At 72.4% G+C, this 22,382-nt stretch carries 22 protein-coding genes; 12 read left to right on the forward strand and 10 right to left on the reverse strand.

Features of this window, described 5'->3' with window-relative positions; translation table 11 throughout:
* Positions 1–21: 21 nt before the first annotated feature.
* From ACWFR1_RS20200 to ACWFR1_RS20210, 3 genes are read right to left on the reverse strand one after another with little or no spacing between them, the layout of a single operon-like run.
* The gene (locus tag ACWFR1_RS20200) at positions 22–435 is read right to left on the reverse strand and encodes a RidA family protein (protein WP_453552985.1); all 414 of its coding nucleotides are present in this window, start codon (positions 433–435) and stop codon (positions 22–24) included.
* Positions 432–1,193 carry an IclR family transcriptional regulator gene (locus ACWFR1_RS20205; protein ID WP_453552987.1) on the reverse strand — a complete coding sequence of 254 codons (762 nt, stop codon included), beginning with the start codon at positions 1,191–1,193 and terminating at the stop codon, positions 432–434. The genes ACWFR1_RS20200 and ACWFR1_RS20205 overlap by 4 nt, the downstream gene beginning before the upstream one ends.
* Complete coding sequence (locus ACWFR1_RS20210) at positions 1,190–2,344, reverse strand: PfkB family carbohydrate kinase (RefSeq protein ID WP_453553068.1); 1,155 nt, start codon at positions 2,342–2,344, stop codon at positions 1,190–1,192. The genes ACWFR1_RS20205 and ACWFR1_RS20210 overlap by 4 nt, the downstream gene beginning before the upstream one ends.
* Before the next feature lie 129 nt (positions 2,345–2,473).
* Here ACWFR1_RS20210 and ACWFR1_RS20215 point away from each other — a divergent pair, with 129 nt between their 5' ends.
* On the forward strand, positions 2,474–3,805 hold the full coding sequence (locus tag ACWFR1_RS20215; protein WP_453552989.1) for an alanine racemase: 1,332 nt from the start codon (positions 2,474–2,476) through the stop codon (positions 3,803–3,805).
* Between the two features lie 202 nt (positions 3,806–4,007).
* The gene (locus tag ACWFR1_RS20220; RefSeq protein ID WP_453552991.1) at positions 4,008–5,627 is read left to right on the forward strand and encodes an N-acyl-D-amino-acid deacylase family protein; all 1,620 of its coding nucleotides are present in this window, start codon (positions 4,008–4,010) and stop codon (positions 5,625–5,627) included.
* A gap of 69 nt (positions 5,628–5,696) precedes the next feature.
* On the opposite strand, the gene mptB is transcribed toward ACWFR1_RS20220, so the two are convergent.
* Both mptB and ACWFR1_RS20230 read right to left on the reverse strand, forming a co-directional pair.
* Positions 5,697–7,214 (reverse strand): polyprenol phosphomannose-dependent alpha 1,6 mannosyltransferase MptB, encoded by a 1,518-nt coding sequence (gene mptB / locus ACWFR1_RS20225; RefSeq protein WP_453552993.1) that lies wholly within the window; start codon positions 7,212–7,214, stop codon positions 5,697–5,699.
* A 69-nt stretch (positions 7,215–7,283) separates the two neighbouring features.
* Positions 7,284–7,775 carry a hypothetical protein gene (locus tag ACWFR1_RS20230; protein WP_453552995.1) on the reverse strand — a complete coding sequence of 164 codons (492 nt, stop codon included), beginning with the start codon at positions 7,773–7,775 and terminating at the stop codon, positions 7,284–7,286.
* 127 nt (positions 7,776–7,902) lie between these two features.
* Here ACWFR1_RS20230 and ACWFR1_RS20235 point away from each other — a divergent pair, with 127 nt between their 5' ends.
* The 7 genes from ACWFR1_RS20235 to ACWFR1_RS20265 all read left to right on the forward strand — a co-directional run bounded on the left by ACWFR1_RS20235 (position 7,903) and on the right by ACWFR1_RS20265 (position 15,386).
* A complete protein-coding gene (locus ACWFR1_RS20235; RefSeq protein ID WP_453552997.1) occupies positions 7,903–9,114 on the forward strand; it encodes a pyridoxal phosphate-dependent aminotransferase in 1,212 nt (403 codons plus the stop codon).
* Positions 9,115–9,195: 81 nt separating this feature from the next.
* Positions 9,196–9,594, forward strand: coding sequence for an SCO4983 family protein (locus ACWFR1_RS20240; protein WP_453552999.1), 399 nt, complete (start codon positions 9,196–9,198; stop codon positions 9,592–9,594).
* A gap of 283 nt (positions 9,595–9,877) precedes the next feature.
* Positions 9,878–11,008 carry a hypothetical protein gene (locus tag ACWFR1_RS20245; protein WP_453553001.1) on the forward strand — a complete coding sequence of 377 codons (1,131 nt, stop codon included), beginning with the start codon at positions 9,878–9,880 and terminating at the stop codon, positions 11,006–11,008.
* A 26-nt stretch (positions 11,009–11,034) separates the two neighbouring features.
* Entirely contained in the window at positions 11,035–12,228 is a 1,194-nt protein-coding gene (locus tag ACWFR1_RS20250; protein ID WP_453553003.1) for a toxic anion resistance protein, read from the forward strand.
* Positions 12,225–13,847 carry a substrate-binding and vWA domain-containing protein gene (locus tag ACWFR1_RS20255; RefSeq protein WP_453553005.1) on the forward strand — a complete coding sequence of 541 codons (1,623 nt, stop codon included), beginning with the start codon at positions 12,225–12,227 and terminating at the stop codon, positions 13,845–13,847. Before ACWFR1_RS20250 ends, ACWFR1_RS20255 begins: the two co-directional genes overlap by 4 nt.
* Positions 13,834–14,424, forward strand: a complete 591-nt coding sequence (locus ACWFR1_RS20260; protein ID WP_453553007.1) for a hypothetical protein — start codon at positions 13,834–13,836, stop codon at positions 14,422–14,424. Before ACWFR1_RS20255 ends, ACWFR1_RS20260 begins: the two co-directional genes overlap by 14 nt.
* Before the next feature lie 17 nt (positions 14,425–14,441).
* Positions 14,442–15,386 (forward strand): poly-gamma-glutamate hydrolase family protein, encoded by a 945-nt coding sequence (locus ACWFR1_RS20265; RefSeq protein ID WP_453553009.1) that lies wholly within the window; start codon positions 14,442–14,444, stop codon positions 15,384–15,386.
* A gap of 123 nt (positions 15,387–15,509) precedes the next feature.
* On the opposite strand, the gene ACWFR1_RS20270 is transcribed toward ACWFR1_RS20265, so the two are convergent.
* Complete coding sequence (locus ACWFR1_RS20270) at positions 15,510–17,333, reverse strand: phosphoenolpyruvate carboxykinase (GTP) (RefSeq protein WP_453553011.1); 1,824 nt, start codon at positions 17,331–17,333, stop codon at positions 15,510–15,512.
* 197 nt (positions 17,334–17,530) lie between these two features.
* On the opposite strand from ACWFR1_RS20270, the gene trhA reads away from it, so the two are divergent.
* Complete coding sequence (trhA, locus tag ACWFR1_RS20275) at positions 17,531–18,235, forward strand: PAQR family membrane homeostasis protein TrhA (RefSeq protein ID WP_453553013.1); 705 nt, start codon at positions 17,531–17,533, stop codon at positions 18,233–18,235.
* 36 nt (positions 18,236–18,271) lie between these two features.
* On the opposite strand, the gene ACWFR1_RS20280 is transcribed toward trhA, so the two are convergent.
* The 3 genes from ACWFR1_RS20280 to ACWFR1_RS20290 are packed head-to-tail and all read right to left on the reverse strand — an operon-like array spanning position 18,272 to position 20,477.
* Entirely contained in the window at positions 18,272–19,294 is a 1,023-nt protein-coding gene (locus tag ACWFR1_RS20280; RefSeq protein ID WP_453553015.1) for a glycoside hydrolase family 26 protein, read from the reverse strand.
* A gap of 1 nt (position 19,295) precedes the next feature.
* Positions 19,296–19,946 (reverse strand): vitamin K epoxide reductase family protein, encoded by a 651-nt coding sequence (locus ACWFR1_RS20285; RefSeq protein ID WP_453553017.1) that lies wholly within the window; start codon positions 19,944–19,946, stop codon positions 19,296–19,298.
* A 27-nt stretch (positions 19,947–19,973) separates the two neighbouring features.
* Positions 19,974–20,477, reverse strand: coding sequence for a DUF5949 family protein (locus ACWFR1_RS20290; protein ID WP_453553019.1), 504 nt, complete (start codon positions 20,475–20,477; stop codon positions 19,974–19,976).
* 148 nt (positions 20,478–20,625) lie between these two features.
* Here ACWFR1_RS20290 and ACWFR1_RS20295 point away from each other — a divergent pair, with 148 nt between their 5' ends.
* Together ACWFR1_RS20295 and ACWFR1_RS20300 are read left to right on the forward strand one after the other, a co-directional pair.
* Complete coding sequence (locus ACWFR1_RS20295; protein ID WP_453553021.1) at positions 20,626–21,039, forward strand: tyrosinase family oxidase copper chaperone; 414 nt, start codon at positions 20,626–20,628, stop codon at positions 21,037–21,039.
* Positions 21,023–21,889: a tyrosinase family protein gene (locus ACWFR1_RS20300; RefSeq protein ID WP_453553023.1), complete on the forward strand. Its 867-nt coding sequence runs from the start codon at positions 21,023–21,025 to the stop codon at positions 21,887–21,889. Before ACWFR1_RS20295 ends, ACWFR1_RS20300 begins: the two co-directional genes overlap by 17 nt.
* A 67-nt stretch (positions 21,890–21,956) precedes the next feature.
* On the opposite strand, the gene ACWFR1_RS20305 is transcribed toward ACWFR1_RS20300, so the two are convergent.
* Positions 21,957–22,232 carry a chaplin gene (locus tag ACWFR1_RS20305; protein WP_453553025.1) on the reverse strand — a complete coding sequence of 92 codons (276 nt, stop codon included), beginning with the start codon at positions 22,230–22,232 and terminating at the stop codon, positions 21,957–21,959.
* Positions 22,233–22,382 lie beyond the last annotated feature (150 nt).

Raw genomic sequence — 22,382 nt, forward strand, 5'->3', positions numbered from 1 at the left:
CCGGCCACCCGGCGAACCGCCTCAGCCCAGGACGGCGAGCGCGTCGATCTCGATGAGGAGGCCGGCCGGGAGGCCGACGTACACGGTCGTCCGGGCGGAGGCCGGGGCCTTGAGGTTCTGCTCCTCGAAGTACTGGTTGTAGATCTCGTTCATCTCCGCGAAGTGGTCCACGTCCGTGAGGTAGACGCGCATCATCATGACGTCGTCCCAGCTCGCGCCGCCCTCCTCCAGGATCGCCTTGACGTTGGCGAAGGTCTGGAGGGTCTGCTCGCGCAGCGTCGGGCCCGCGACCGTCGGGGCCTGGCCCTCGACGGCGGGGAGGAAGCCGACCTGACCTGCGACCTGGAGGATGTTGCCCTTCCGCACGCCGTGCGAGAACTTCGCGGGCGGGGCGGTGTGGGTGGCGGTGGTGAGGGCGGTCTTCTCGATGCTCATCCGTTGTCCTTGGTAGGTGTCTCGCCGGAGTACTCCCGGCTGATGTCGTCCGCGGTGCGGCGCACCAGCGGGAGGAGGCCGAGGAGTTCCTCGGCCGTGACGACCACGTTGGGCGCCGAGACCGACATGGCGGCGACGACCCGGCCGTCGGCGCCACGGATCGGGGCGCCGACGCAGTTGATGGACTCCTCGTGGCCGCCGAGGTCGGTGGCCCAGCCCTGTTCGCGTACGGTCGCCAGCTCCTTGAGGAAGGCGGCGGCGTTCGGGGTCGAACGGGGCGTGTACGGCGGGTAGTCGAGCTTCGCGGCGACGGCGCGGCGCTCGGGCTCGGGCAGGTCGGCGAGGAGCAGCTTGGCGACGGCGGCGACGGTGATCGCGACCGGCTTGCCGATGCGCGAGTACATGCGGACCGGGTAGCGGCTCTCGACCTTGTCGATGTAGAGGACCTCGCCCTCCTCGTACACGGCGAGGTGGATCGTGTGCCCGATCCGCTCGTTGAGCGCGGTGAGGTAGGGGTGGGCGATCTCGCGGACGTCGAGGTTCTCGACGGCCTCCTGGGCGAGGGCGAAGAGGCGGGCGCCGAGGCGGTAGCGCTGGTCCTGCTGGCGGTGCACGAGGCCGTGTTCGTGGAGGGTCCGCAGCAGGCGCAGCGCGGTCGACTTGTGGACGCCGAGCCGCTCGGCGACCTGCCCGAGGTCGGCGGGGCCCTGCGCGAGCAGCGGCAGGATGCTGAGCGCCCGGTCGACGGTCTGGCTCATGGCGTACGTACCTCCTGGTCGTCCCCCGTCCAGCCGGGGCCGAGGTGAAGTGTCCCCCAGGCGCTCGCGTCGAGGGCGGCGAGCCGGTCGGCGTGGGCGCGGCGGGGAGGGACGGCGACGTCCCCGGGGAGGGTGAGGGCGGCGGCGGCCATGAGGTGGCCGTGCCGGAGCCGCGCGGTCGTCGCGAGCCTGCGGAGGGTGGCGGAGAGGAACCCGGCGGCGAAGGCGTCGCCGGCGCCGACGGGTGCGACGACGTCGACGCGGGGGGCGGGGACGGAGGTGACGGTGTCGACGCGGGGGGCGGGGACGGACGTGTCGGTGACGGTGTCGGCGCCGGGACCGGGCGGGGTGGGGACGGACGTGACGGTGTCGGGAACGGGCGGGGTGGGGACGGACGTGACGGTGTCGGGAACGGGCGGGGTGGGGACGGACGTGACGGCGCCGGGAACGGGCGGGGCGGGGCGAGGAACCACGCGACGCTCGAACGCGACCGCCCCCTCCCCGCCCCGCTTCACCACCAGGACCGCCGGTTCCGGCAGGGCGCCGCGGATCGCGGCCGGGTCGCGGAGGCCCCACAGCGCCTCCGCCTCGTCCGCGCCGACGAAGACGAGGTCGGCGCGGCGCGCGAGTGCGAGGAGCACCTCGGGGGCGGTGCCGTCGCGCCACAGCCCCGGCCGGTGGTTGACGTCGAAGGAGACGAGCGGGCGGCCGGGACGGGGAGCGGTGAGCTCCCGCATCAGGGCGAGGCAGTCCGGGGACAGCGCGGCCGTGATGCCGGTGAGGTGGAGGATCCGCGCGTCGGCGACGGAGCCGTACGGCACGGTCTCCGGAGACATCGCCGAGGCGGCCGATCCCGCCCGGTAGTAGACGACCTCGTGGGCGTCGCCGGCCCGGTCGTCGTCGGTGCGGAAGTAGACGCCGGTCGGCCGGTGCGGGTCGTGGCGGACGGCCGAGACGTCCACGCCGTACGCCCCGATCGTCTCCACGAGATGCCGGCCGAAGCCGTCGCGGCCGACGCGGCCGACCCATCTCACCCGGTGCCCCGCGGCGGCGAGGGCGCAGGCGACGTTGGACTCGGCGCCGCCGATCGCGCGCGCGAAGGAGGGGACGTCGGCGAGGCGGCCGGGCCGGGAGGGAAGGAAGGTGACCATGGACTCGCCGAGGCAGACGACGTCCGGGGCGGTGCCCGCGGACGGGGTTCCGGTCACTCTGGTGCTCCCCGCGCTCCTACGGGTCCATTGACCCGGCCTTGGCCCGGATGTTAGACAGCCATGAGCAAGATGCGCAATGACCGTTGCATTCAGTGCAACGCTGGACGAGGAGGCCCCGTGCCCGACCTGGCGAACGAGCGAGTCGACCACCGGTTCAAGGGGCTGCCCCCGGACGCCGAGGGCCTGACCGTCGGCGAGCTCGCGGCCCAGCGCCGCTCCCTCTTCACCGGCGGCTTCACCACCCCCGTCCTCGCGCTCTCCGCCGAGTCCGTCGAGCACAACCTCCGCCTCCTGGAGGCCTACGCCGAGCGCCACGGCCTCGCCTTCGCCCCGCACGGCAAGACCTCGATGGCCCCCCAGCTCTTCGACCGCCAGCTGGAGCACGGCGCCTGGGGCATCACCGCCGCGATGCCCCACCAGGCCCGCGTCTACCGCGCCCACGGCGTCGACCGGATCTTCCTCGCCAACGAGGTCGTCGACCCGGCCGCCCTCCGCTGGATCGCCGCCGAGCTCGACGCCGACCCGGACTTCCGGCTCGTCTGCTACGTCGACTCCGTGCGCGGCGTCGAGCTGATGGACGAGGCGCTGCGCGCGGCCGACGCGAACCGCCCGGCGGCGGACGCCCGCCCCCTGGACGTCGTCGTCGAGCTGGCCGCCGGCGCGACCGGGCGGACGGGCGTACGGACCGAGGCGGAGTGCGCGGCCGTCGCCGACGCGGTCGCGGCCGCCCCCACGCTGCGGCTCGTCGGCGTCGCCGGATACGAGGGCACCATGCCCGGGGCCGACGGCGAGCGGGTCAGGGAGTGGCTGCACCGACTGGTCGGGCTCGCGGCCGACTTCGACAAGGCCGGCCGCTTCGACCCCGCCATCGGCGAGATCGTGGTGAGCGCGGGCGGGAGCGAGTGGTTCGACGCGGTCGCGGACGTCTTCGCGGAGATCCCCGGGCTCTCCCTCCCCGTCCTGAAGCTGCTGCGCTCCGGCGCGTACGTCTCGCACGACGACGGGCAGTACCGCGAGAGGACCCCCTTCAACCGGGTCCCCGAGGAGGGCGCGCTCCAGCCCGCGTTCCGTCTCTGGTCGCAGGTCGTCTCCCGCCCCACCCCCGAGCAGGCCTTCACCAACGCGGGCAAGCGCGACGCCGCCCACGACCTGCACCTCCCCGAGGCGCAGGTCGTCCGCGACGCCCGCACCGGCGAGGTCCGCCCGGCCGAGGGCGTCACCGTCACCGGTCTCTCCGACCAGCACACCTGGCTCGGTACGACCCCCGAGGCCGACGTGGAGGTCGGCGACTGGGTCGGCATGGGCCTGTCCCACCCGTGCACGTCCTTCGACAAGTGGCAGCTGATCCCCCTGGTCGAGGCGGACGGCACGGTCGTCGACTACATCCGCACGTACTTCTAGACCGACCGCATCAGCACGCACGTCCAGGGCGACCGCATCAGCACGCACGTCCAGGCCGACCGCATCAGCACGCACGTCCAAAACGACCGCATCAGCACGCACGTCCAGGCCGACCACATCAACACGCACGTCCAGGCCGACCACATCGGCACGCACCCCTCCAGTACACCCGCACGTACGCGTACCTCCCGAAGGAGTCGGCATGGACCTCGTCTTCCGCGACGCGGAGGTCGTCGACGGCAGCGGCGGTCCCTCCTACCGGGCCGACGTGGCGATCGACGGCGGCCGGATCGCGTCGATCGTCAAGGAGGGCGCGGCCGCCGGCTGCCAGCGCCCCACCGCCCGCCGTGTCGTGGACGCCGAGGGCCTGGCGCTCTCCCCCGGCTTCGTCGACATGCACGCCCACAGCGACCTCGCGCTGCTCCGCGACCCGGACCACAGCGCGAAGGCCGCGCAGGGCGTGACGCTCGAGGTCCTGGGCCAGGACGGCCTGTCGTACGCGCCCGTCGACGACCGCACGCTCGCGGAGGTCCGGCGGACGATCGCCGGCTGGAACGGCGGTGGGCCCGGGGACACGACTGTCGACCTCGACTGGCGCACGGTCGGCGAGTACCTGGACCGCCTCGACCGCGCGCACGGCGGCCGGGGCATCGCGGTCAACGCCGCGTACCTCGTCCCCCAGGGGACGGTGCGGATGTACGCGGTCGGCTGGGAGGACCGCCCCGCCACCGCGTCCGAGCTGAACCGGATGCGGCGGCTCGTCGCCGAGGGCCTGGAGCAGGGCGCGGTCGGCATGTCCTCCGGGCTCACGTACACCCCCGGCATGTACGCGCCGGACTCCGAGCTCACCGCACTCTGCCGGGTCGTGGCGGAGTACGGCGGCTACTACTGCCCGCACCACCGCTCGTACGGCGCGGGCGCACTCCGGGCGTACGAGGAGATGATCGCCCTCACCCGCGAGGCCGGCTGCGCCCTCCACCTGGCCCACGCCACCATGAACTTCGGCGTCAACGAGGGCCGGGCGCCCGAGCTCCTGGCCCTCCTGGACGAGGCCCTCGCCGGCGGCGCGGACATCAGCCTCGACACGTATCCGTACACCCCCGGCAGCACGACCCTCGTGGCCGTCCTGCCGAGCTGGGCGAGCGAGGGCGGTCCGGAGGCGGTGCTGGCGCGCCTTCGGGACGAGGAGACGGCGGACCGGATCCGCCACCACCTCGAAGTCGTCGGTTCGGACGGCTGCCACGGCGTGCCGGTCGACTGGGCCACGATCGAGATCGCGGGCGTGACCGAGCCAGGCCTCACGGAACTCGTGGGACGCCGTCTGGACGGCTGGCCGAGGGCCCGCCGGCTCCTGCTCGACGACCGGCTCGGCACGACGATCCTCCAGCACGTGGGCCACGAGGAGAACGTCCGGACGATCATGCGGCACCGGGTGCACACGGGCGGCTCGGACGGCATCCTCCAGGGCCTCAAGCCGCACCCGCGCGCCTACGGCACGTTCCCTCACTACCTCGGCCGGTACGTGCGCGAGCTCGGCGTCCTCTCCCTCGAGGAGTGCGTCGCCCACCTGACCTCCCGCCCGGCGGCCCGCCTCCGCCTCCCGGACCGGGGTCTGGTCCGCGAGGGTCACGTGGCGGACCTGGTCCTCTTCGACCCGGCGACGGTCGCGGCGGGAGCGACGTACGACTCCCCGCGCACCCTCCCGGTGGGCATCCCGCACGTCCTGATCGACGGCGAATTCGTCATCGAGGACGGCAGGCGCACGGACACCTTGGCGGGGCGCGCCGTCCGCAGGACTCCTACGGGCGGATCGACGACCTGACCGCCGCACCGTCCGCAGGACCCCTACGGACGGCTCGACGACCTGACAGCCGGGCCGTCCGCAGGACCCCTACGGACGGCTCGACGACCTGACCGCCGCGCCGTCCGCAGGGCTGCCCGCCGGGCCGCCCGGGCCGACTGCCGCCGGCCACCGCTCCCGCCGCATCCACCACAGCCCCGCCACCACCACGACACCCGCCACCACGAACCCGTACCAGGGGGTACGCCCGGACGGCGCCGTCTCGTACACGAGCGCGGCCGACAGCACGACCAGCACCTGCCCCACCCGGCTCCGCCAGGCGGCCGCCGCGACGACGGCCGTCCCCCACAGCAGGTACCACGGCTGCACCATCGGGGAGAGCGCGACGAGCGCCACCAGCGAGAGCCCGAGGCCCAGGACCGGGTCCAGGGCCCCCTTCCACGACCGCCACGCGAGCGCGAGGATCAGCCCGACGGCGACGACGAGCCCCAGGTTCTGGACGACGCCCTTCACGGGATCGGGGTCGTCTGCGACGAGCAGCCCGAGCGCGAGCCCGAGGTCGCTGGTGACGGACAGGGCCGTGTGGATGGCCCCGGCGACGCTCTGCGTCCGCAGCCATCCGAACCCGGTCCCGGCGGCGAGCGTCGCGCCCACGGCGACGGCGCCCGCGACGAGCCCCGGCAGCGCGAGTCCCTTCACCACACCCCGTACGCCGCCGCCGTCCCGGCGCGCGATCATGACGCCGATGAACAGCAGGGCCACCGCCGCCGGCGACTTCACCATCATCGCGAGGCCGACGAGGACGCAGCCGAGCACCCACCGCCCGCGCACCGCGAGCAGCACGCCGCTCAGCATGAGGCCGATCATCAGCCCGTCGTTGTGCATGCCGCCGACGACATGGATCAGCAGCAGGGGGTTGAGCGCGGCCAGCCACAGAGCGCCGTCCCGATCAGCCGCACCGGACCGCCCGCCCTCGCCGGACCGCCCGCCCGTGCCACCGCCCTCACCCCCGCTCCGGTTCCCGCCGAGCCCCCGGACAGCCCAGACGATCAGTGCGAGCGCACCCAGGGCGATCAGGCGCATCCCGATCACGGCGGGCACGATCGCCCCGCCGGTCGCCTTCACGACCGCCTCGGCGAGGAGCAGGAAGACCGGCCCGTACGGCGCGGGGGTGTCGGTCCAGTGGCCGCCGACGCTCGCCGCCGCGTCCGCCCCGAGGTCGCCGGGCCCGAGGACGGAGGGCCCGCCGCCGTAGACGTCGTGGCCTTCGAGGACCATCGCGCCCTGGGCGATGTAGCTGTAGACGTCGGCGCTGTAGAGCGGAGGAGCGAGCACCAGCGGAACGGTCCACAGGGCCAGGGTCGCGAGCACCCCGTCCCGTGCGCCCCGGGCGAGCAGGACCCCGTACCGCCACCAGGCGGCGACGAGGAGGGTCAGACCGAGGTACGCCAGGACCGCGCCGGCCACGGCGAGCGCGGAGCCGCGCGGCTCCCACAGTCCCCAGCCGCCGCGTACGGGCAGCGTCCCGGCGGCCCACCCGCCCACGGCGACGGCGAGCGATCCGGCAGCACCCAGCCACCGGCATCCGGAGGCACTGAAAACCCACATGACGTGCCAACCTATCCCGGCCGGCCGATGTCCCGGCCCCGCGGCCGGGGAGCCCGCCTCGGGCGCCCGCTACCGAGGTCGCCGCGAGGGCCCCCGCCCCTTGCCCGGTCTCGTCGACTGATCCCCGGTGGGGGTCGTCTCCGTCCCCGTGCCCGCGTCCGGAGCGGCCGTCCCCGACCCGGACGGAGCAGCCGTCGGTTCCTCGTCGCCGGCCGGAGTGGAGGGGCTCGCGCTCTCCCCGGGAGAGCCGGACGGGGCGCCCTCCCCGGCTCCGCCGCTGCCCGCGTCGGACGGGCCGGAGGAGCGGCCCTGGCCGTCGCCGGAGGCGGACGGGTCGGCGGGGTCCGGCTGGATCAGCGCGGGCGGCCCGTCGGAGCCGCCGTCGGGAGAGCCCGTGCCGCCCTTCGTGCCGGAGCCGCCCGAGAGCAGCGCGACGGCGGCACCGAGGACCGTGACCCCGCCGACAGCGATCAGCCACACCGGACCGCGCCCCCGGCGTGCGGGGGCGTGGCGGCGGCGGTCGCGCCGGGGTCCGGCGGCTCCGGATTCGTGCTGGCTCATGGGGCCGAATTGTAGGGAGCACGACACCGCTGGTGCGACGGGGGTCACACATCGGGAGTACGTCCGGGGTGTCCGACGTGTCCCAAAACACGAGGCGTCGCGCGCCGCCCGGCCGTAAGCTCTCGTCATGCAGGTGATCCAGTCCACGAAGCTCGCCAACGTCTGTTACGAAATCCGGGGTCCGGTGCTCGAAGAGGCGATGCGGCTTGAGGCCGCGGGTCATCGCATCCTCAAGCTCAACACCGGCAACCCCGCCGCTTTCGGCTTCGAGTGCCCGCCCGCGATCCTCGAGGACGTGCTGCGCAACCTCTCCGAGGCACACGGCTACGGCGACGCGAAGGGCCTGCTGTCGGCCCGGCGTGCGGTGATGAGCCACTACGAGACGAAGGGCGTGCCGCTCTCCGTCGAGGACATCTACCTCGGCAACGGCGTCTCGGAGCTGATCCAGATGTCGATGCAGGCGCTCCTCGACGACGGCGACGAGGTCCTCGTACCGGCCCCGGACTATCCGCTGTGGACCGCCTCGGTCTCGCTCGCGGGCGGTACGGCCGTGCACTACCGCTGCGACGAGCAGGCCGACTGGATGCCGGACCTCGCCGACATCGAGCGGAAGATCACCGACCGCACCAAGGCGATCGTGATCATCAACCCGAACAACCCGACGGGCGCCGTCTACGACGACGAGATGCTCCGCGCGCTGACGGAGATCGCCCGCCGGCACAGCCTGGTCGTCTGCTCGGACGAGATCTACGACAAGATCCTGTACGACGGGGCCACGCACACGCCGACCGCCGCGATCGCCCCCGACCTGCTGTGCCTCACCTTCAACGGGATGAGCAAGAACTACCGGGTGGCGGGCTTCCGCTCCGGCTGGCTCGCGGTCTGCGGACCGAAGCACCACGCGACCTCGTACATCGAGGGCCTCACGATCCTCGCGAACATGCGCCTGTGCGCGAACATGCCGGCGCAGCACGCGGTGGCCGCCGCCCTCCAGGGCCGGCAGTCGATCGAGGAACTGGTGCTGCCGGGCGGGCGGCTCCTGAAGCAGCGCGACACGGCGTACGAGCTGCTGACCCAGATCCCGGGCGTGACGTGCGTGAAGCCGAAGGGCGCGCTGTACCTCTTCCCGCGCCTCGACCCGAACGTCTACAAGATCAAGGACGACCGGCAGATGGTCCTGGACCTGCTGCGGGCCGAGAAGATCATGGTCGTGCACGGGACGGGCTTCAACTGGCACGAGCCGGACCACTTCCGGATCGTCACGCTGCCCGCGGCGGCGGACCTGGCGGACGCGGTGACGCGGATCGGCCGGTTCCTGGACGGCTACAGCCAGCCCTGAGCCCGACACGCCCGGACCTCACTCAACTTTAGACGCGATCTAAGCTAGGATGGCTCCCAGAGCACTCAGGAGGCCATCCCCATGTACGAACCGATCCGCACCAAGTCGGTCCACCGGATGGCCGACGACGCCCACGCGTACCCGCACCGCTCCCGCGAGGAGGAGCTGGACATCCAGCTCGCCGGACACCTCGCCGCCCTGCTCGCCGTCACCGACGAGCTCGGCGAGACGGAGGCGGGCGAGCTCATCGCCCGCCAGGTGGCGCGGCTGCGCGGCGCACCGCCCGCGCGCCACGCCGGCCTGAGCGGCTCGCCCGCCCAGGACCTGCACCGCAAGGCACACGCCCTCGCGGGCCGCGCCCTGGTCGTCGCCGCCTCCCGGGCCGACACGGCCGCCGCGATCCTCGCCGCCGGGCGCATGGACGCGCACACCGCGGCGCTGGCCGGGGAACCCACCCTGGCCGCGGCCGGCACCCCCTGACGGCCCCGGCCCGCGCGGCACGAACCGCGCGGACCGGGCGCCACCCACCCCCGGCCCCTCCAGGGCCCGCTCCCTCCAGGGCCCGCCCCTCCGGCGATCCGTCCCCTCCAGGGCCCGTCCCCTCCGGCGATCCGTCCTCTCAGGCCCCGCCCCCTCCGGCGATCCGTCCTCTCAGGCCCCGCCCCCTCCGGCGATCCGGCCCCTCCCGGATCCGGCACCCCCTGCTCCGGTTCGGTACCGGGATCGGCACTTCACCCCCCGTACACCCAACTCCCCCTGGAATGTGGGTTTCCGCGAGCACGCTGCCCGCGTGAGACGCATCCTGGGAATCGTCCTGGCCGTCCTTCTCCTCGGCGGCGTGGCCGCCGTCCTCGTGACGGGCGGCGACAAGGACACAGGCACGGCAACGAAGACCGTGCGAGGAGTCATCGGGTCGGAGAAGGCGGAGTTCTTCGCCGACCCACAGGTCGTGAAGGCGCTGGCCGCCAAGGGCTTCGCCGTGGGCACCGAGACCTCCGGGTCCTGGGACATGGAAGAACTCCCCCTCGACGGCTACGACTTCGCCTTCCCTTCCTCCAGGGGGCCCGCCGACGGGCTCCGCGCGAAGGCGAAGACGAAGGACAAGGCCACCACCGCCCCGCTGCGGCCCTTCTACTCGCCGCTCGTCGTCGTCGCGCACAGCGCGGCGGCCCGGGTCCTCGCGGGCAACGGCCTCGCGACCCTCGGCCCGCGCGGGACGACCGGCACCCTGCGGATGGACGCCTTCCTGGCCGCCGCCCGCGCCGACCGGACCTGGCAGCAGCTTAAGGGCTCCACCGGGCGCGCCGAGCTGAGCGGCACCCTCTTCATCACCTCCACCGATCCGGTCGCCTCCAACTCCGGCGCCCTCTACCTGGCGGCCGCGAGCTACGTCGCCGACGGCGGCAAGGTCGCGGGCGACACGGCCGCCGTGACCCGCACCGCACCCCTCATGCGCAAGCTGATCCAGGTGCAGGGCGCCCAACAGGCGGGCTCCGACGCCCCGTTCCGTGACTTCATCAGCGGCGTCGGCAACCCGCTGGTCCTGGTGTACGAGTCCCAGGTCGCCGCCCAGCTCCTCGCGGGCCGGCCCATGGGCGACCTCGTCGTCCTCTACCCGGACACCACCGTCAACAGCGACCACACGCTCGTACCGCTCACCGAGAACGGCCGCGCGCTCGGCGAACTCCTCGCCACCGACCCCGAGCTGCGCAGGCTCGCCGTCCGCCACGGCTTCCGTCCGCAGGGCGCGGGGAGCGAGTTCACCTCGGCCACGAACGACCACGTCGCCTACCTCAACCAGACACTCACCGGTGTCCGCCAGGCGCCCGTGCCCACCAGCAAGGTGCTGCACGAGATGGCGCTGCGGGCCCGCGACCAGGGGGACACCGCATGACCACGCCCGAGGATCCGAGAAGAACGATGTCCCTGACCCCGCCCGGGCACGAGAGCCCGCTCGTCCTCACCCCGCCCGAGCCGGTGGCGCCCGTCCGCTCCGAGCAGGCGGCCGCCGGCCTCGTGCCGCTGGACGAGGCCACCCGTACCGAGATGTCCCGGCGGGCCGCCGAGTACGTCGGCTCGATCGAGGGTCTCGACCCGCGCTCCCCCGAGTTCTCGGGCCGCGTCGGCGAGATCACGGCGCTCGGCGCGGGCGAGATGCGCTCCGCCGCCCAGCAGTCGAACCGGATGCTCGACCGCACGGTCCGCTCGCTCGGCAGGGGTACGCCGGGCGGCGACGCGCAGAGCCGGGTCGGCACGTCCCTCGTCGAACTCCGGCGCACGGTCGAGGACCTGGACCCCCGGGACACCCCCGCCAAGGGCATCAAGGGGCTGCTGTCCAAGCTGCCCGGCGGCAACAAGCTGCGCGACCACGTCGCCAAGTACGCCTCCTCGCAGGCCACCCTGAACCGGATCGTCGGCTCGCTGCGCAGCGGACAGGACGAACTGGCCCGGGACAACGCCGCTTTGCAGACCGAGCGGGCCCGCCTGTGGGAGACCATGGGCAAGCTCCAGGAGTACGCGGTGCTCACCGAGGCCCTCGACGCGGCCGTCGAGGAGCGCGTCGCCCTCGCCCCCGACCGGGCCCAGGCGGACGCGCTCCGCGCCGACATCCTCTTCCCGGTCCGCCAGAAGCACCAGGACCTGCTGACCCAGCTCGCCGTCTGCGCGCAGGGGTACATGGCGATGGACGTGGTCCGCCGGAACAACGACGAGCTGATCAAGGGCGTGGACCGGGCGGCGACGACCACCCTGTCGGCGCTCCGGATCGCCGTGATGCTCGCCACCGCCCTGGAGCACCAGCGGACGGTCACGGAGCAGGTGAACGTCCTGCGGTCGACGACCGAGGACCTGATCCTCGGCAACGCCGCGATGCTGTCGCAGCAGGCCGACGACATCCACGAGATCGCGGCGAACCCGGCGGTGGGCGCGGAGACGCTCCGTGCGGCGTTCCAGCAGATCTACACGACCCTCGACGCCATCGACACGTACAAGGTGCGGGCGACGGAGTCGATGGCGGCCACGGTCCAGTCCCTGACCTCCGAACTCCAGCAGGCGAGCGCACACGTGGACCGCAGCCGGCGGACCAGCGCCCTGGAGGGTGGCGGCCCCGCATGACCACCTTCACCCGCTCCCGCCCCCGCTCCCGTCCCCGATTCCCGAGGCGGACGTTCGCCGCCCTCGCCCTCGCGCTGCTCGTCACCGCCACCGGCAGCTCCTGCGGCGATCACACCGACGGCCCGGACGGCGACCCCGACGGCCGTGGCAGCAGCTTCACGCCCGGCGTCCTGCGGGTCCTCGCCTCCTCCGAGCTCGCCGACATGGAGCCCGTCCTCGACACGGCCATGCGGAAGACCGGCGTCACCGTCCGTCCCACCTACGTCGGCACCCTCGACGCCGTCGAGCAGATCGCCTCCGGGAAGGCCGACGGGGCCTACGACGCGATCTGGCTCTCCTCCAACGACTACCTCCGGCTCCGCCCGGACACCGCCAGGCGGATCACCAGCGAGACCCCGATCATGGCCTCGCCCGTGGCCCTCGGGGTGCGGCCGGCCGTCGTCACCCGCCTCGGCTGGGACCCCGCGAAGGTCACCTGGTCCCAGCTGCACAAGGCGGTCGCGGACGGGAAGCTGACGTACGGCATGACCGACCCGATGCGCTCCAACTCCGGTTTCTCCGCGCTCGTCTCGGTCGCCTCGGGGCTGTCCGGCGCCCAGTCCGCCCTCACCGAGGCGGATGTGCGCCGGGCCACTCCGAAGCTCAAGGAGTTCTTCACCGGCCAGAAGCTGACCTCCGGCTCCTCCGGCTGGCTCGCGACCGCCTACGGCCGCCGCGCCGACGTCGACGCGCTCGTCAACTACGAGTCGGTGCTCCTGTCCTCGTTCCAGGCCGGGGACCTGACCGTGATCCGGCCGACCGACGGTGTCGTCACCGCCGACTACCCGCTCACCCTCCTCACCTCCGCCCGCCCGGAGGCGAAGGACGCGGCACGGCGCCTCACCGACTACCTCCGCACCCCGGAAGCCCAGCGCCGGATCACGGAGTCGACCCTGCGCCGCCCCGTCGTCCTCGACGTCCCGCCGGCCTCCGCGCTCGCCGACGACAAGCGCCGTGAGCTGCCGTTCCCCGGCAGCCGGGCCGTCGCCGACGGCCTGCTCGACGCCTACGACAACACCCTGCGCAGGCCCTCCCGCACGGTCTACGTCCTCGACACCTCCGGCTCCATGGCGGGCGAGCGCCTCGAACGCCTCAAGACGGCGCTCGCCGAGCTCACCGGCGACTTCCGGGACCGGGAGGAGGTCACCCTGATGCCCTTCGGCTCCGCGGTGAAGCAGGGCGAGGTCCGTACGCACAAGGTCGACCCGGCCTCGCCGAAGGCGGCGCAGGACGCGATCCGGAGCGACGCGGGCGGCCTCTCGGCCTCCGGTGGCACCGCGATCTACTCCAGCGTCCAGGAGGCGTACCGCTTCCTCGGCACGGCCCGCGGCGACGCGTTCACCTCGATCGTCCTCATGACGGACGGGGAGAACACCGACGGCGACCCGGCCTCCGCCTTCGACACCTTCTACCGCTCCCTGCCCGCCGAGCAGCAGCGCACCCCGGTCTTCCCGATCCTCTTCGGGGACTCCGACCGCGGCGAGCTCGACCACATCGCGAGCCTGACCGGCGGCAAGCTCTTCGACGCCCAACAGGGTTCGCTGGACGGCGCCTTCGAGGAGATCCGTGGCTACCAGTAACCGTCTCCTGCGGTACGCCGAGTCCCGCAAGAACCTGACGGGCTGCGCCGCCGGCCTGGCAGGCCTCGCGGTCACCTTCACCGGAGCCGCGGGCTCCCTCTGGCCGCTCGTCGTCGTGGGCCTGTACGGGGCGGGGGCGCTGATCGCCCCACCCGAGCGCCCGGACACCCCGCGCTTCCCGAGCGCCGACGAGCAACTGGACGACCTGCGGGCCGACTTCACCAAGCTGCGCGCGTATCTGACCGAGGTGGAGCTGCCTTCGGCCGCCCGCGAGCGGCTCACCGCGCTCGACACCCTGATCGAGGCCCTGCTCGAACCGGGCTGGGTGAGCGACCCGGAGCACCTCCACGTCCTGGCCAGGGCGGTCCGCCTGGACGTCCCGGAGGCCGTCGACACCTTCGTACGGACGCGGTGGTGGTCGCGGTTCACCTCGGGCGCGGACGCGCCGGAGAGTCACCTCGACCGCCAGCTGACCGCGCTCCACGAGGAGGCGACGGCGATCGCCACCGCTCTCCAGGAAGCGGAGGAGATCCGTCAGCACATCCACACGGAATACGTGGAAGGGCGCGGCAACTGATCGGCTACGGTCCGCACATGACACTTTTCGAGCAGTCCGCCTCCCGCCGCAGCATCCTGACCGCGCTGGCCGCGGCGGCCACGGCGGGAGCCCCGGTCCTTGGCCAACTCGCCTCCGCCACCCCGGCGGCGGCCGCCCTGCCGTCGGTGGAGACGCTTCCGGCCCCGACCGAGTACACCTCGAACACCGCCCTCTACAAGGACACGAAACTGGTCGAGGGCACCTCGTACAGCCGCCGTTACCGCCGCCACCAGCAGTTCGACCTCAAGATGAGCGAGAAGTACCCCTTCCAGCGCACCGCGATCCTCGCGCTGCACGGCGGCGGCATCGAGAAGGGTACGAGTGAGCTGTGCCTGGGCATCGCCGGCTACAGCCCGGGCAGCGCCCCGGGCGAAGACAGGGGCGACCCCGCGGGCGACCCGATCCTGCCGACCGTGCACGACTACTTCATGTTCGAGGGCCTGCTCTCCAGCGGCAACGACGTCCTGCACGTCACCTCGAAGAACTGTGACGACCACGTCGCCCTGGCGACCGTGGCGAGCCACCTCAACGTCCTGTCCCTGCACGGCTGCAAGTTCGAGCAGCTCAACCTGCCCACAGCCGTCTACCCGCCGACCGGAGACCTCGCCGTCGCCGTCGTCGGCGGCCTCAACGCCGCGTTCCGCACGGCCCTGGTGACCGAGATCAACAACGCCGGCTTCCAGGCGGTCGACGCCTACGACCCCCGGTACTCCGCCACGCTCGCCGAGTTCAACGGCAGCCACGTCAACAACCCGTGCAACCGCACGATGCTCGCCATGGGCGCCCAGCTGGAGCTGACCACGAAGCTGCGCGAGAGCCTCTTCGACGACCATTCCTCCCGCGGGGCTCGCGCGACGACCTGGAACGACAAGTTCGTGAGCTTCCGCGACGCCTGCCGCAGGGCGATAGCCACCGTCGAGGCCGGCCAGCCGATCCTGTAGCGCACATGCGCCGGCCCCCGGAGCCTGAGGGGGCTCCAGGGGCCGGATGCGTCGTGGTGGGCCGTCGTGACCCCACTGGTCAGGGCGGTGTTTCGGGGCAACCCACCACGAGTCTCGAAGGGACTAGCCCAGGCGCTCCACGAGCGCGTTGTACTCGTCCCACAGTTCCTTCGGCGTGTGGTCGCCGAAGGTGTTCAGGTGGTCCGGGACGAGGGCGGCCTCTTCGCGCCACACGTCACGGTCGACCTTGAGGAGGAACTCCAGGTCCTCGGCCGGCAGGTCAAGGCCCTCGGTGTCGAGGGACTCCGGGGTCGGCAGGATGCCGATCGGGGTCTCGACGCCCTCGGCCTTGCCCTCCAGGCGCTCGACGATCCACTTCAGGACGCGGCTGTTCTCGCCGAAGCCGGGCCAGACGAACTTGCCCGCGTCGTTCTTGCGGAACCAGTTCACGTAGTAGATCTTCGGCAGCTTCGCCGCGTCGGCGTTGGCGCCCACCTTGACCCAGTGGGCCATGTAGTCGCCCATGTTGTAGCCGCAGAACGGCAGCATGGCGAAGGGGTCGCGGCGCAGCTCGCCGACCTTGCCCTCGGCGGCGGCGGTCTTCTCGGAGGCGACGTTCGCACCGAGGAAGACGCCGTGGTTCCAGTCGAAGGACTCGGTCACCAGCGGGACGGCGGAGGCGCGGCGGCCACCGAAGAGGATCGCCGAGATCGGCACGCCCTTCGGGTCCTCCCACTCGGGCGCGATGATCGGGCACTGCCCGGCCGGGACGGTGAAGCGGGCGTTCGGGTGGGCGGCCGGCGTCTCGGACGCGGGCGTCCAGTCGTTGCCCTTCCAGTCCGTGAGGTGCGCGGGCGCCGTCTCGGTCATGCCCTCCCACCACACGTCGCCGTCGTCCGTGAGGGCGACGTTCGTGAAGACGGAGTTGCCCCACATGGTCTTCATGGCGTTGGCGTTGGTGTGCTCGCCGGTGCCGGGCGCGACGCCGAAGAAGCCGGCCTCGGGGTTGATCGCGTAGAGGCGACCGTCCTCGCCGAAGCGCATCCAGGCGATGTCGTCGCCGATGGTCTCGACGGTCCAGCCGGAGATCGTGGGCTCCAGCATGGCCAGGTTCGTCTTGCCACAGGCGGACGGGAACGCGGCCGCGACGTACTTGGACTCGCCCTGCGGCGGGGTGAGCTTGAGGATCAGCATGTGCTCGGCGAGCCAGCCCTCGTCACGCGCCATGACGGAGGCGATGCGGAGCGCGTAGCACTTCTTGCCGAGCAGGGCGTTGCCGCCGTAGCCCGAGCCGTACGACCAGATCTCGCGGCTCTCGGGGAAGTGCGAGATGTACTTGGTGGTGTTGCAGGGCCACGGCACGTCGGCCTCGCCCTCGGCGAGCGGGGCGCCGAGGGTGTGGACGGCCTTGACGAAGAAGCCGTCGGTGCCGAGCTCGTCCAGGACGGGCTGTCCCATGCGGGTCATCGTGCGCATGGAGACGGCGACGTAGGCGGAGTCCGTGATCTCGACGCCGATGGCGGAGAGCGGGGAGCCGACGGGGCCCATGCAGAAGGGCACGACGTACATGGTGCGGCCGCGCATCGAGCCGCGGAAGATGCCCTCGGAGCCCGCGAAGAGCTCCTTCATCTCGGCCGGGGCCTTCCAGTGGTTGGTCGGGCCCGCGTCCTCCTCCTTCTCGGAGCAGATGAAGGTGCGGTCCTCGACGCGCGCGACGTCGGAGGGGTCGGAGGCCGCGTAGTACGAGTTCGGCCGCTTGACCGGGTCGAGCTTCGTGAAGGTCCCCTTGGCGACGAGCTCCTCGCACAGGCGCTCGTACTCCGCCTCGGACCCGTCGCACCAGACGATGCTGTCCGGCTGGGTGATCTCGGCGATCTCGTTCACCCAGGAGACGAGCTCCTGGTGCTGGGTCGGGACGGTGGTGGGAGCCGCGTTGTCGCGCGCCACGATTGCTCCTTGTTGAGGGGTTTTTTTGGTGTATGCCCCGTGGGGGCCGCGACCCGGATGCTTCGTAGCTGCTCATCCGGTGCCGACCGCACTCATTTGATCATCCGATGTTAGCGCCCATATGTCCAGAGGGCCGCCCACGTGAGCATCGCCACTCATATCCGGGACCTACGGACGCGTAGGTACGATTCGTTGTCATGACTGCAGCCACGCCGGAAGTGACCCCGGCCGAGAACCCGCCGTCGGTCGGGAACCCCCCGGCGCTCCCGACGAAGCCCCGGCTCAGAGGCTGGCTGCACGCCGGCATGTTCCCCGCCGTGATCGTCGCGGGCATCGTCCTCGTCGCCCTCTCCGACTCGCCCCGCGCCCGCATCGCCTGCGGGATCTTCGCCCTCACCGCCTGCCTGCTCTTCGGCATCAGCGCGCTGTACCACCGCGGCACCTGGGGCCCGCGCGGCGAGGCCATCCTCCGGCGCCTCGACCACGCCAACATCTTCCTGATCATCGCGGGCACCTACACCCCGCTCACACTGCTGCTGCTCCCCGACTCCACGGCCGAGCCGCTCATGTGGGCGATCTGGGCGGCGGCCCTCGCGGGCATCGCCTTCCGCGTCTTCTGGGTCGGCGCCCCTCGCTGGCTGTACACGCCCTGCTACATCGCGATGGGCTGGGCCGCCGTCTTCTTCCTGCCCGACTTCATGCGCACGGGCGGCATCGCCGTCCTCGTCCTGGTGATCGTCGGCGGACTGCTCTACAGCGCGGGCGGGGTCATCTACGGCATCAAGCGCCCGAACCCGTCCCCGCGCTACTTCGGCTTCCACGAGGTCTTCCACTCGCTGACCCTGGCCGCGTTCATCGCCCACTACGTGGGCATCTCCCTGGTGGCCTACCAGCACGCCTGACGGCCGCGAGGCGGCGGACGGCGAGGCCGGTCCCTTTCACGGACCGGCCGGCGCCCCCAGCGCTCCCCTGACGATCCGCGCCGACTCCGGATTGTCCGCGCACTCCCACACTCCGTGCGGGCAGTAGTCCGTCACCGTCTGGTAGACGGGCCGGTGCGCCGCGAACCAGTCGAGCATCCCCCGCACGTACACCGGGTTGTCCCCGTTCCTGAAGAGCCCCCACTCCGGGTACGAGACGGGCTTCCCGTGCGCCGCCGCGAACCGCACATGGTGCTCGAGCCCGTACTCCTCGGTCACCTGCTCCTCGAAGGAGAGCCCGGCCGGCTGGTCGTAGGCGTCCATCCCGATGATGTCGACGACGTCGTCCCCGGGGTAGCAGAGCGGCCACGCCACGGCGTCGAGCCCCCGGCTCGGTGTGAAGTCGAAGCGGAACCGCTGCCCCGCCACCCCCCGCAGCACCCCCACGACCCGCCGCCAGTACGCCTTCCAGGCCGTCGGGTCCGGACCGCAGCGATGGCTGTACGTGGTGCCGTTCATCTCCCAGCCGAGCACCAGGACCGCGTCGCCGAGCCCGTGCTCGACGAGCCGCTCCCCCAGGACCCGGAAGTGCGCGTCGAAGGCGCCGCCCGCGCCGCGCCGCAGCCCCGCCCGCACCTCCGCGTCCGGCAGCCCCTCCTCGTTCCGGTCGAGCAGCGGCACGTTCAGGACGAAGAGCCGGCCCGGCCGCTCCTCCATCCAGCGCGCCCAGGGCCCGAAGAGCGCCGGGTGCCCCTCGATGTTGGACCAGCGGTCACCGGGCAGGTAGGTGTGCCCGACGGTCAGCGTCCCGCCGCCGAGCCAGGCCTGCACCTGCGCGATCCGCCGCACCCCCGTCTCGTCGGAGCCGGTGAAGAAGCCGGACGGCACGCCGGGCAGCGGCTCGGGCGCCACCGGGGCCCGGCTCCCGGTGTGCCGCCCGCCGGGCGCGAGCCGCTCGTACGGAAGCAGGAGCACGAGAACGGCCGCGAGCAGCACGGTCAGTGCGGCCCGCGGCCAGGACAGCCAGGGGAGGAGGTTCACGTCAGCTGGTCCAGAACTCCCACCAGCGGGTCAGGATCAGCATCCCGATGATCCCGGTGTGCAGGACAGGCAGGGCGAAGGCGAACTCGCCGAGGAAGGTCCGCACCCCGGCCGGGGCGGGCAGCAGCCCCGCCCGGACGTTGTGCGCGGTCACGTACCAGAACATGACGAGGGTGCCGACCCAGGCCAGGCAGCACCAGAGACAGAGCGCGTTGATCTCGTACAGCGACTGGTACATCAGCCAGGTGCAGAAGCCGACGCCGAACAGCATCCCGGCGTTGAGGCCGAGCCAGAACCAGCCCCGGTAGCGGGCCCCGGCGAGCAGCCCGGCACCGACGGCGACGACGGCTGCGTACGTGACGAGCCCGAGCATCGGGTTGGGGAAGCCGAAGACCGCCGCCTGCTCGCTCTTCATGATGTTGCCGCAGGAGACGACCGGGTTCAGGCTGCACCCGGGCTGGAAGCCGGGGTCCTCCAGGAGCTTGAACTTGTCGATGGTGATCACCCAGCCGGCCAGCAGGCCCGCCGCCCCGGTGACCACCAGCATCCAGGCGAAGGCCCGGCTCGCGCCGAGCCCCGCCCCCGCGGTCTCCCGCGCGGACTCCTCCTGCCGCTGCCCGGGCACCCCGCCCCGCACGTCCGTCGCCGCCATGCCGCGACCCCTTCCGTTCTCTCCCGCTCAGCCCTGCAGGCGCCGGATCGGCAGCAGGACGTGGGCGCTTTCCGCGAGCATCTCCTCGTCGGAGACGAAGGAGCGCAGCCGCGCCTCGTCGACCGGCTGCCCGGGGACCGCGTCGGGCCAGGGGCGCACGGAGCAGATGAAGTAGACCTGTCCGCGCTCGCGGGCGGCGGCCTCCCACTCGTCGGGCACCGGGCACTGCACCTTCAGGAAGGGCAGGTTGAGGACGACGGAGCCGCCCTCGACGAGGAGCGAGGCGCTGATCCCGGCGTCCTTCTCCAGGTCGAACAGCCGGTCGCCGACCGAGAGGCCCATGGACTCCAGGGCCGCCCGCATCGCCTGCTGACCGGCCTCCGGGCCGTCCCGGCCGTCGCCGAGCGAATACGCCATGAGGAACGGCGTGCCCGCCGAATCGGCGGAGGGCTCGCTGGACCACGGGATCACCGTGAGAGTTCCCAGCGGAGAGGCGCTGCGCGCCGAGGAAACGACATTGGAAGTGGTCATGAATACGGATGCTAGGGGCCAACCACCCTTTCCCCGCACCGCTTTCACCCGAACGGTCGATAGTCGCGCCGCCGGCATTTCCGGCGCAACGAAACCGGGTTTTCATCGTTGTGCCCTGAGGGCAATTGCCGACCCGAGGAGATCACTCATGATCGTCCCGCGCCGCGTCGCACTGCGGTCCCTCTTCGCTCTGGCGGTCACCGCCTTCACCGGTGGCGCGCTCGGCCGCATCGCGAGCCGTACCCCGTCGGGCGAGCCGTCCGGGGCTCCGCGCGACCCGCTCGCCTTCGACGAGATGTACGGAGGCCGCCGCATCCGGGGCTTCTCCGGACCCGGCGGCGTGCCGGTCGCCCTCGTCGACGGCCGGCCGCTGCACCTGATGCGCTGCGCCGACGGCGGATACGTCTCGCCGATCGACCACTACGCGTCCTGCCCGACGCCGCTGGCGGCCACCCGCGCCGCCGTGGACGAGCTGGGGGCGGCCCCGCTGTCCCGGTTCGCCGCCGCCCACGGCGTCCACACCGACCCGACGGGAGGGAGCCCGCGTGGTGTACACGCGTAAGAACCAGCGCGACCTGACCGGCGCCGAGCGCCGGAAGTTCGTCGCCGCCGTCCTGGAGCTCAAGCGGACCGGCACGTACGACGAGTTCGTCCGCACCCACATCGACCACTACACGGCCGACGGGGAGGGCCGGCTGCGGACCGCCCACATGGCCCCGAGCTTCCTGCCCTGGCACCGCAGGTTCCTGCTGGACTTCGAGCAGGCCCTGCGCCGGATCGACGGGACGGTCTCCGTCCCGTACTGGGACTGGACCCGGGACAACAGCCCGGCCTCGTCGATCTGGGGCGAGGACTTCCTGGGCGGCAACGGCCGCCGCTCCGACCTCCAGGTCATGACCGGCCCGTTCGCCCACTCCGCCGGACGGTGGAACGTCACGTACGGGATGACCGAGACCCGCTTCCTGACCAGGGACTTCGGCCGGCCGCGCGATCCGATCGCGCTCCCCACGCAGGCCCAGCTCGACGAGGTGATGCGGGAGCGGACGTACGACGTGGCGCCCTGGAACTCGACGAGCGCCTCCGGCTTCCGCAACCGGCTGGAGGGCTGGGCCCCGGGCCAGGGCAACGAGCGGTTCCGGATCCACAACCGGGTCCACCGCTGGGTCGGCGGGCTGATGCTGGGCGGCGGCTCCGTCAACGACCCGGTCTTCTGGCTGCACCACTCCTTCGTCGACCTGATCTGGTCACGGTGGCAGCAGCGCAACCCCGGCGCCGCGTACCTGCCGGCGGAACCGCCGCCCCTCGGGGACGCGCAGTACCGCAAGGTCGTCGCGCGGCACCAGCCGATGGCGCCCTGGGGGGTCACCCCGGCGGAGCTGTTCGACCACAGCCGGATCTACCGGTACGCCTGACGCCGCGCACACACGTGTCCCCCCGGCCCGGTGGGTCGGGGGGACACGTGTGTGGAGCAGGGGGGGATCAGCCGCCGTAGCCGCCGTCACCGTGGCCGTGACCGTCGGCGTTGACGCAGGTGTTGCCGAAGGCCGGGTTGAGCAGGCCGATGACGCTGACGGTGTTGCCGCAGAGGTTGACCGGGACGTGGACCGGGACCTGGACGACGTTGCCGGAGGCGACACCGGGCGAGTGGGCGGCGACGGCCTCCGCGCCCGAGTCGGCGACGGCCAGGCCGGCTCCGCTGAGGGCAACGGCACCCGTGCCGGCAAGAACAGCGGCAGCCTTCGCGATGCGAGACATCAAGAACTCCTTGGACGTGGAAAGCGACCGCAGGAATCACGGCCGACTCCCCTACAACGCCCGTCACCGGGACTGGTCACGGTCATTGAGCCGAAAGAGAAGGGGGAAATCCGAAAAGATCCGAAAAGATTGGCCCGTGGACCGGAGGAC

This window comes from Streptomyces sp. NPDC055103 (assembly GCF_053607625.1).